This is a genomic window from Tabrizicola sp. (genome assembly GCF_051645465.1).
GTDB lineage: Bacteria > Pseudomonadota > Alphaproteobacteria > Rhodobacterales > Rhodobacteraceae > Tabrizicola.
This window is the reverse complement of record NZ_JBOFBI010000069.1, coordinates 1-7,226: the sequence shown is the minus strand read 5'-3', so window position 1 is coordinate 7,226 and position 7,226 is coordinate 1. Positions and strand designations below refer to the sequence as shown.

Annotated in this window: 8 protein-coding genes; 3 read left to right on the top strand and 5 right to left on the bottom strand. The window is 66.6% G+C overall.

What is annotated here, in order from left to right; translation table 11 throughout:
* Nucleotides 1-197: 197 nt before the first annotated feature.
* Nucleotides 198-1,403 (bottom strand): MFS transporter, encoded by a 1,206-nt coding sequence (locus ACRCSW_RS04060; RefSeq protein WP_438702808.1) that lies wholly within the window; start codon nt 1,401-1,403, stop codon nt 198-200.
* A 73-nt stretch (nt 1,404-1,476) separates the two neighbouring features.
* Between ACRCSW_RS04060 and ACRCSW_RS04055 the strand changes: the two genes are divergently transcribed.
* Together ACRCSW_RS04055 and ACRCSW_RS04050 are read left to right on the top strand one after the other, a co-directional pair.
* Nucleotides 1,477-2,106, top strand: a complete 630-nt coding sequence (locus tag ACRCSW_RS04055; protein ID WP_438702806.1) for a DNA-3-methyladenine glycosylase family protein — start codon at nt 1,477-1,479, stop codon at nt 2,104-2,106.
* Entirely contained in the window at nt 2,103-2,762 is a 660-nt protein-coding gene (locus ACRCSW_RS04050; protein ID WP_438702810.1) for an alpha/beta hydrolase, read from the top strand. The genes ACRCSW_RS04055 and ACRCSW_RS04050 overlap by 4 nt, the downstream gene beginning before the upstream one ends.
* A gap of 111 nt (nt 2,763-2,873) precedes the next feature.
* Here the strand turns inward: ACRCSW_RS04050 and ACRCSW_RS04045 are convergent, their stop codons facing one another.
* From ACRCSW_RS04045 to ACRCSW_RS04030, 4 genes are all read right to left on the bottom strand, one after another.
* Nucleotides 2,874-3,848 (bottom strand): ROK family protein, encoded by a 975-nt coding sequence (locus ACRCSW_RS04045; RefSeq protein WP_438702805.1) that lies wholly within the window; start codon nt 3,846-3,848, stop codon nt 2,874-2,876.
* Between the two features lie 9 nt (nt 3,849-3,857).
* On the bottom strand, nt 3,858-5,180 hold the full coding sequence (locus ACRCSW_RS04040; protein WP_438702803.1) for a GH1 family beta-glucosidase: 1,323 nt from the start codon (nt 5,178-5,180) through the stop codon (nt 3,858-3,860).
* Nucleotide 5,181: 1 nt separating this feature from the next.
* Nucleotides 5,182-6,210 (bottom strand): LacI family DNA-binding transcriptional regulator, encoded by a 1,029-nt coding sequence (locus tag ACRCSW_RS04035; RefSeq protein ID WP_438702801.1) that lies wholly within the window; start codon nt 6,208-6,210, stop codon nt 5,182-5,184.
* 80 nt (nt 6,211-6,290) lie between these two features.
* Entirely contained in the window at nt 6,291-6,416 is a 126-nt protein-coding gene (locus ACRCSW_RS04030; RefSeq protein WP_438702799.1) for a hypothetical protein, read from the bottom strand.
* 47 nt (nt 6,417-6,463) lie between these two features.
* On the opposite strand from ACRCSW_RS04030, the gene ACRCSW_RS04025 reads away from it, so the two are divergent.
* The coding region (locus ACRCSW_RS04025; RefSeq protein WP_438702797.1) for a GNAT family N-acetyltransferase at nt 6,464-7,226 on the top strand (763 nt) is incomplete at its 3' end.

The window sequence follows — 7,226 nt, the reverse complement described above, 5'->3', positions numbered from 1 at the left end:
TCGGCGAAGGCCTCGAGCACCGGGCGGCCATCGGCCCAGTCCGGCAGGTTCATGATCCGGGCGCGGTTGAAAAGGTTTTCGACGTTGAAAGCGGCAATGCGCATGGGGCACCTGAATGGCTGGTGGAAAGGGATACAATAGCTAACCCTAGCACCCGTTTGTGAAAGTCTTGCGCGAATAATCCGCGAGAAGCGGCGTCAGCCCCGCATTTCCTGCGGGCGCAGCCAAAGCCAGATCAGCGCACCGCCTGCAAGCACAAGGAAGGGCAGCATGGCGAGGTTCACCATCTGCCAGCCGGCCTGAACCGAACCGCCGGCGCAGTTCATGAGCCCGCCCGAGGAGAAGCTGGCCAGGGTCACACCGCCGAAAACGACAAGGTCGTTCAGGCCCTGGAGGCGGCCGCGCTCCTCGGGGCGTTGGGCAGAGGTGAGCATGGTGGTCGCCCCGATGAAGCCGAAGTTCCAGCCGAGCCCCAGCAGGATCAGGGCGACGTAGAAGTTCTGGAGCTCGACCCCCGCCATCGCCACCGCGCCCGCGGCAGCCAGAATGGTCAGGCCCGCCGCGATGATGCGTTCGGTTCCGAAGCGGGCGATGAGATGGCCGGTGAAGAAGCTTGGCGCGAACATTGCCAGCACATGCAGCGTGACCACGTCCGAAGCGTCTGACTTGTCGAAGCCGCAGCCGACGACGGCAAGGGGCGATGAGGTCATGACGAGGTTCATCAGCGCGTAGGAAACGGTTGCGCAGATCATCGCGACGAGGATCGTCGGGTTGCGCAGAAGTTCGGCCCGGCTCCGGCCGACGGGGGCGCCTTCGACCGGGGGTTTTGGTTTGGGGATGTCGAGCGCGACGAAGACGAGCATTCCGACAAGGTTCAAGGCGATGATCACAAGGTACGTCCCCAGGATCGGCACCGCGAGCACCTCGACGGTCGCCTTGCCGACCTGCCAGCCGATGATCGCCGAGAAGAGCCCGCCCGCCATCACCCAGCTGATCGCCTTCGGGCGGAACGCATCGGACGCAGTGTCGGCGGCGGCGAAGCGGTAGAAGCCCTGTGCCGACATGTAGATGCCTGACAGGAAGGCGCCGATGCAGAAGAGGACGAAGCTGCCGGCGGAGAGGCCCCAGGCGCTGACCGCGGCGCCAAGCGCCCCGCCAAGCGCGCCGACGACGAACCCAGCACGGCGGCCATAGACCTGCATGAAGGCGGAAATCGGCGTGGCGGTCAGCATCGAGCCGATGACGGTCAGCGAAATCGGGAGGGTGGCCCAGCAGGCATTCGGCGCCAGCGACGACCCGGCCAGACCGGCAAAGGTGAAGATCATCGGCATCTGCGCGCCAAGGATCGCCTGGGCTGCGACGAGGACAAGGACGTTGCGGCGGGCTGTGGTGTCTTGGCTCATGCGACAGCCGTAGCCCTGGCACGGCGCGGGGGCAAGTGGTTGCGGCGGATCGCGCGGGCTGGCAGGAAGGGGCATGGTTGGACGGATCATCCATTCTTTGGACTGTGTCGCCGAGGGGGCCGAGTGGCTTGCCGCGCGCGATGCTCGCTTTGCCCGCGCCTTGCCGTTGGTGGGGACGTTGCCTCTAAGGCGGGAGGAGGACGGGTTCGCGGCTCTTCTACGGGCGATCGTGGGCCAGCAGGTCTCGGTCGCGTCGGCGCGGGCGATCTGGGGGCGGCTGGAAGGGGCCGGGCTGACTGAGGCGGCGGCGATGGCGGTTGCGTCGGATGAAGCGCTACGAGAGGTGGGTCTCAGCCGTCAGAAGGCGCGGTACGGGCGGGCGCTCGCGCAGGCGGGGATCGACTTTGATGCCTTGCGGGGGATGCCGGATGGTGAGGTGATCGGGCAGCTGGTGGCGGTGCCGGGGATCGGGGTCTGGACGGCGGAAATCTACGCGATGTTCGCGCTGGGGCGGGCGGATGTGTTCGCTCCCGGCGATCTGGTGTTGCAGGAGGCGGCGCGGGTGCTCTTCGGGCTGGAGGCGCGGCCTTCGGAGAAGGCGCTGCGGGGGATGGCGGAGGAATGGTCGCCCTGGCGGTCGGTTGCGGCGCGGATCTTGTGGGCCTACTACCGGGTGGCGAAGGAACGGGACGGGGTGATCTGATGCGGGAGTTGAGGTTCGGGCGGAAGGGGCCACCAGTGGGCGAGGCGACGGCGCTGGTCGTCTTCGTTCATGGCTATGGAGCGGATGGGGCGGACCTTCTTGGGCTGGCCGATGTCCTTGGCCCGCATCTGCCGGGGGTTGCGTTCGTGGCCCCCGATGCACCGGAGAGGTGCGTAGGGGGTGGGTTCGGGTATCAGTGGTTTCCGATCCCATGGCTGGACGGGTCTTCGCAGGCCCTGGCCGAGGCGGGGTTGGAGGCGGCGGCGGTCGATCTGAATGGGTTCCTCGACGCTCGGCTGGCAGAGGAGGGGTTGACGGCTGACCGGCTGGCGCTGGTGGGGTTCAGCCAGGGGGCGATGATGAGCTTGCATGTGGCCCCTCGTCGGGCGGAGGCCGTCGCGGGGGTGGTGGCGATTTCGGGGCGGTTGCTCCGGCCGGAGGTCTTGGCGGAGGAGGCGGTGGTCAGGCCTCCGGTTCTGCTGGTCCATGGGGATCAGGACCCCGTGGTACCGTTTTCGGACATGGGGACGGCCGGGGATGCCCTGGTTGGGGCGGGGTTCCAGACCTTTGGGCATGTGATGCAGGGAACCGGGCATGGGATTGCCCCGGACGGGCTTGGGGTGGCGCTGCAGTTCATCAAGGAGCGGCTGGGGTAGGGTATGGGCACGGTGCGCATCGATTTCGGTCAAATGAAATCAATGGGTTATACGCGCCCGTTAGAGAATAGTTAAGGTTTCGTGGGCGTCGGGCCGTAGTGAGGGCTGCTCTCAGGCGACGCTATCCAGATAGGCCGCGCAGCCGGTCAGGGCGGCGTAGTCGTCTTCGACGACGGTCACCGAGAAGTCTTCTTCCAGAAGGTCCACCCGGCGCGGTTCGCGGAATTGCTGGCCAAGGCCGAACGTGGCCATATGCGGGGTCATCGCACGGGACATGCCGCCGATTAGGTAGATGCCGCCGTAGGGCAGGTGGATGAGCGCGAGGTCGGCAAGCATCTGCGCGAGGATGTGGATGTAAAGCCGTGCTGCGTGCGAGGCGGTCGCATCGCCCGCCGCTAGGGCTGCCAGAACCTCGGCTGAGGTCAGGGTTGCGGGCTTCCCGGCCTCGGCGGCCGCGAAAGCGTGGAGATTGGCGAGGCCGCGCCCGGCGAGCACCTCTTCCACCCCGGCATGCGGGGCTTCGCCTTCGGCTTTCAGCAGCGCCTCGATGAAGCGGACGAGGCGGAAGTCTTCCTCGGTCCGGACCGGCATGTTCACGTGGCCGCATTCCGAGGGCGGGACGACGCGGCCTTGCGCGCCGGGATGGACGGGGGCGGCGTTGACGCCGGTGCCAAGGCCGACGACCAGCATCGATGCGCCATGCTTGACCGGGCCGTCGACCACCCGGCGCAAGTTGGCCGCCGGGATGTGGCCAAGGGCCTGGCCCTGCGCCTGCAGGTCATTGAGAATGGCAACCTTTGCGGCACCCGTAGCACCTGAAAGCTTGGCCGCGTCCATCACCCAGTCGAGGTTGGTCATGGTGGCGACGCCATCCTGAACCGGACCAGCTGCCGCAACGCAAACGCCTGTGACCGTGGCACCGGTCTGAGCCAGATAGTCGCGCAGGACCTGGGCGATGTCCTGGCCCCGCGCCTGGTATTCGGCATTCGGGAAGCGCCGGATCGAATCGAGCCGGACATGGGCGCCGTCGGCAAGGGCCACGCGGGTGTTGGTGCCGCCGATGTCGGCAAGAATCGCAAGGGTCATCGGCGCATCCTACTCGTTTCGCGCCAGGGCGCGGGCGAGGGCGTGATACGAGGATTTGGGAGTTCTTGCCAGCGTTTCGAAGTCGACATGGACGAGGCCGAAGCGTTTTTCGTAGCCCTCGGCCCATTCGTAGTTGTCGAGAAGCGACCAGTAGAAGAAGCCTTTGACGTTGGCCCCATCGGCGATGGCCTGTTTCGTGGCGGCGAGGTGGGAGAAGAGGAAATCTTCGCGAATACGGTCGGTTACGGCACCATCTTCAAGTTGGTCGGCATTGGCCATGCCGTTTTCGGTGACATAGATCGGGGTCTGGCCGACATAGTCTTTCGCCATTCGGGTGAGGAAGTGGTGCAGGCCTTCGGGGTAGATCTCCCATCCCATCTGGGTCTGGGGAAGATCGCCCGGCACGGGGCGGAGCGATGGCCAAGGGGTGCCCGGCGCATGAGCCACGATGTGGCGCGTGTAGTAGTTGACGCCCAGCCAGTCGAGTTTCTGGCCAATGACCGGCATGTCGTCCTGCCAGTTCGGCGGCATATGGGGGTCAAGGCCTTCGAGCACGTTGGCGGGGTAGCTTTGGCGGGTGATGCCTTCGATGAACCAGCGGTTGAAGATGCCGTCCCAGAGGTCCGACGCCGTCTGTTCCTCGGGGCTCGCGGGGGCGCTGTAGTCGAAGTTGAGAACGATGCCGAGGTTCGGCTGGCCCATGCCCCGCAGGCGTTCCACCGCAAGGCCGTGGGCAAGGAGGATATGGTGCATCGCGCGGGCGGCAGCGCGGATGTCGCGGAGGCCGGGGGCGTGGATGCCCATGAAGTGGGAAAGCCAGGCGACGCACCAGGGTTCGTTGATCGTCGCGATGGCGGCGACGCGGTCTCCAAGCCGGCGGGTTATCGTTTCGGCGAAATCGGCGAAGCGGTGGCAGGTGTCGCGGTTGGTCCAGCCGCCCTTGTCGGCGAGGGCGGAGGGCATTTCCCAGTGGTAGAGGGTCTGGAAGGGTTTCAGGCCTCGTGCCAGCATGCCATCGACGAGACGGTCATAGAAATCAATCCCTTCCGGGTTGACGTTCACACCATCCGGCATCACCCGCGCCCAGGACGTGGAGAAGCGGTAGGCATCCATATTCGCGGATTTCAGGAGGTCGAGGTCGGCAGGCCACTGGTGGTAATGGTCGCAGGCTTTGGCGCCATTCTCGGCGCGCACCACGTTGCCGGGGGTCGCGGAGAACGTGTCCCAGTGGCAGGGGCCGCAGTTGCCGAAGGCGCTGCCCTCGATCTGATAGGCGGCGGTGGCGGCGCCGAAGATGAAGCCTTCGGGGAAGTCGAAGCGCGAGAGGGACATGTCAGCCTTTCGGTGCGGGGCCGGTGGACTGGCCCATGATCAGTTCTGCCTCCAGAAGCTGATGGGTTGGCCCGGAGTCCGGATTGGCGATACGGTCAAGAAGCATTTTGGCGACGAGACCGCCAGCCTCCCGCACGGAAGATCGCATGGCGGTGAATATCGGCGTCTCCTCGCCGTTCTTCATGTAGCTGAGGTCGTCGTCGAAGATGATGATCGAGACGTCGTGTCCGGTGCGCAGGCCCGCGCTTTCGACCGCGCGGCGCACGCCCATGCCCGAGAGCATCGAGGCCGCGACAAAGGCGGTGGGAGGCTTGGGCAGGGCAAGCATGGTGCTGGCGGCGCGGAAGCCCGCGATCTCGGTCATTTCGCCGGAGAACATGAGGGACGGGTCTGGTGGTATGCCGTGGGTGGAAAGCGCGTCGAGATAGCCGGTGCGGCGGCGGTTGGCGAAGTCCATGAACTCAAGGCCGTTCACGAGCGCGATCCGGGTATGGCCGAGGCCCAGGAGATGTTCGGTCGCGCGCAGGATGGCGCGGCGGTTGTTCACGTCGAGCCAGGAGTAGGGTTCCGTGGCGCCGGTCGCCCGGCCGTGGACGACGAACGGGAGGCCGATCTCGCGCAGGAGCGGGATGCGAAAATCGTTTTCACGGGGGCCATGCACGATGACGCCGTCGACGTTGCCCTTGACCTTGAGGTTGCGGTAGGTCTGCGCCTCATCCTCATCGGGGACGACGGAGAGGAGCATGTCATAGTCGTTGCGGCTGTAGGTCTCTCCCGCGCCGGCGACGAAATCGGCGAAGATCGGGTTCACCAGTTCGTGCCGGTTGGCGATCGCGATGACGTGGCCGACGGCCATGGCCCGGCCCGTCGCCAGCCGGATCGCGCGGGTGTTCGGGTGGTAGTTGTGCTTCTTGGCCGCCGCGACGATCCGTTCGCGCGTCGCCTCGTTCACTTCGGGGTAGCCGTTCAGCGCCCGCGACACCGTCGTCGGCGAAAGTCCGAGCCGGGTGGCGAGTTCCTTCAGATTCATTGTTTTGCGGCACTCAATGCGGTTTGGAACGGCGCGACCTTAGCTGTGGTTCGGTGAGGCGTCAAAGCCTAAGGTTGGGGTCAAAGCCGGATCAGGGCGAGGACGGCAAGCCAGAGGAGGCAGAGCCCGAGGGCCATGAGGACCGGGACCCAGAGCGTGAGCCGGGGCGTGGGTGCTGGGGTCTTTCGCAGGGGCGCGCGTTTCATGGGGCCAGTTAAGGACATGGAAAGGTTTCTGGTCCGTTAATGGCCGCATGTTCGATTTCGGCGCCTTTGAGACCTTCCTGCCCTTGCAGCAAAGCGAGCCCTATGCGGCTGCCGTGAAGGCCTGCGGGGCGCGGGTGGCTTGGCACGACCTGGGCTGCGGGCAGGCTTTGGCGGTCGAGCGGGGGCGGCTGCGGCTGGTGTCTCGCGGGCCGGTCTGGGAGGCGGGGGTGACGGAAGAGGAGCGGCGGGGTGCGCTGCGGAGGCTGGCGCGCTGGCCGGGGGTGACGGTGGTGACGCCGGAGGAGGGGGTCTCGGGCTTTGGGCTTATCCCGCTGGTGACGCCGATGCATCATGTGGTCTGGGAGCTGGGCGGCGATCTGCGGGCGGGGATGGCGGGCAAGTGGCGGAACCGTCTGGTGGCTGCCGAGGCGGCCGGGGTCGGGGTGCGGCTGGGCGGGCTGGAAACGCTTGAGCGGCTGGTAGCCGAGGAAGGGCGGCAGCGGCGGGCGCGGGGGTATCGGGCGCTGCCGGAGGGCTTCACGCGGGCTTTGCCGCATGGGTGCCTGCGGGTTTGGGAGTGGCGCGGTCGGGGTGAGGTGGGGGTAGCGATGGCGTTTGTCGTGCATGGGTCTTCGGCGACCTATCACCTTGGATGGGCGTCGGATGCGGCGCGGGCGGCGGGGGTGCATGGAGTGATGCTGACCCGGGCGGCGGAGGCCTTGGCGGCGGAGGGGGGGCGGTGGCTGGACCTTGGGTCGGTGGATACGGAAGCAGCACCAGGGTTGGCGCGGTTCAAGCTTGGGACGGGGG